Raw genomic sequence first — 2,134 nt, 5'->3', positions numbered from 1 at the left:
GAACACGGCCGTACCGACGACAACGGCCGGCTGCACGCCACTGCGTCCCGGCCCTCCGCCCCGCCCCGCTCCGGCACCCCGTCCCGGCCGCCGGGCGCGTCCCGCGCCGGGGCCGGTTCCACGGTCGCGCACGGTCAGGACATCCGCCCGCGCGGCCAGGAGTGCCGCAGCGGCGAGCGGCTGCTGCCGGCCGGCACCCTGGTGACCCCGGCCGTGCTGGGCCTCGCCGCGGCCGCCGGGTACGACACGCTCAGCACCCTCCCCCGCCCCCGCGTCGAGGTCCTCGTCCTCGGCGACGAACTGCTCACCGCGGGCCTGCCGCACGACGGACTGATCCGGGACGCCCTCGGCCCGATGCTGCCGCCCTGGCTGCGCGCCCTCGGCGCCGAGGTCACCGCCGTCCGCCGGGTCCGCGACGACGCGCAGACGCTGTACCGGGCGATCACGAGGTCCGGCGCCGATGTCGTCCTCACCACCGGCGGTACCGCCGCGGGCCCGGTCGACCACGTCCACCCGACGCTGCACCGCATCGGTGCCGAACTCCTCGTGGACGGAGTCGAGGTGCGCCCCGGCCACCCCATGCTCCTGGCCCGCACCAAGGAGGGTCAGTACCTCGTCGGGCTGCCCGGCAACCCCCTCGCCGCGGTCTCCGGGCTGCTCACGCTCGCCGAACCCCTGCTGCGGACCCTCGCGGGCCGTCCCGCCCCCGAGCCGTACACGATGCCGCTGCGGGACGCGGTGCAGGGGCATCCGCACGACACCCGGCTCGTCCCGGTCGTCCTGCGCGGTGACGCGGCCCTGCCGCTGCGCTACAACGGGCCCGCCATGCTGCGGGGTGTCGCGGCGGCCGACGCCCTCGCGGTCGTCCCTCCGGGGGGTACACGTCCCGGTCAGGAGACGGAACTGCTGGATCTGCCCTGGGCGTCCGGGGGAATCGGGGTGTGTTTCACGTGAAACTTTCGGGCGAGGACGTCATGGCCCGCCAGGCGGACGAGCACTTGGTGACCCATCGGGTGAAACTGCCCAGGAAGGTGGTCGAGCACCCGGTCCGCCAGGTCGCCAAACGGCTGTCCATGGCGTTGCTCCTCCTCGTGGTGACGGCGTTGATCGTGTACCTCGACCGCGACGGCTACACCGACAACTCCGACGGCACCCTCGACTTCCTCGACGCCTTCTACTACGCGACCGTCACCCTCTCCACCACGGGGTACGGCGACATCACCCCGGTCAGCGACGCCGCCCGGCTGACCAACATCTTCGTCGTCACACCGCTGCGCGTGATGTTCCTGATCATCCTGGTCGGCACCACCCTCGAAGCCCTCACCGAACGCACGCGGGAGGAGTGGCGACTGAACCGCTGGAGGTCCACCTTGCGTGATCACACCGTCGTCGTCGGGTTCGGTACGAAGGGCAGGTCCGCGATCAAGACCGTCTGCGCGACGGGGCTCCGCAAGGAGCAGGTCGTCGTGGTCGATCCCAGCAGCAAGGCGATCGAGGCCGCGGCGGCCGACGGATTCGCGGGCGTCATAGGTGACGCGACGCGCAGCGAGGTGCTGAAGCGGGCCGAGGCCTACCGGGCGAAGCAGATCATCATCGCCACCCAGCGCGACGACACGGCCGTGCTGGTGACGCTGACGGCCCGCCAGCTCAACCGCGGCGCGAAGATCGTGGTCGCGGTGCGGGAGGAGGAGAACGCCCCCCTGCTGAAGCAGTCGGGTGCCGACGCGGTCATCACCAGCGCCAGCGCGGCCGGCCGGCTGCTCGGCCTGTCCGTGCTCAGCCCGGCGGCCGGCATGGTGATGGAGGACCTCATCCAGCAGGGCACCGGTCTCGACATGGTCGAACGGCCGGTCATAAAGGCCGAGGTGGGCAAGTCGCCGCGCGAGGTCGACGATCTGGTGGTGAGCGTCCTGCGCGGACACCGGGTGCTCGGCTACGACGACGCGAACGTCGGGGCGCTCGAGCTGACGGACCGGCTGATCACCATCGTGCGGGCGACGCCGGGCAGTCAGGTCGCCCCCGACATCCGCCCGCTCCACGACTGACGGTCCGCGGGAGCCTCACCACCGGGACGCGCGAGTGACACCGTGGTGCTCCGGGCCACCCGCTCCGGAGCACCACGGCCCCACCCGCC

Annotated in this window: 2 protein-coding genes; both read left to right on the top strand. The window is 72.6% G+C overall.

The features are described 5' to 3' along the window. Positions 1-954: molybdopterin-binding protein (locus tag AOK18_RS27670; RefSeq protein WP_055696102.1), on the top strand; the 954-nt coding region annotated here is incomplete at its 5' end. Beyond that, complete coding sequence (locus tag AOK18_RS27665; RefSeq protein ID WP_055574019.1) at positions 951-2,045, top strand: potassium channel family protein; 1,095 nt, start codon at positions 951-953, stop codon at positions 2,043-2,045. The genes AOK18_RS27670 and AOK18_RS27665, both read left to right, overlap by 4 nt. Positions 2,046-2,134: the final 89 nt, after the last annotated feature.

This window comes from Streptomyces prasinopilosus, assembly GCF_001419695.1.
Classification (GTDB): domain Bacteria; phylum Actinomycetota; class Actinomycetes; order Streptomycetales; family Streptomycetaceae; genus Streptomyces; species Streptomyces prasinopilosus.
This window is presented reverse-complemented; position numbering and strand designations above follow the sequence as displayed.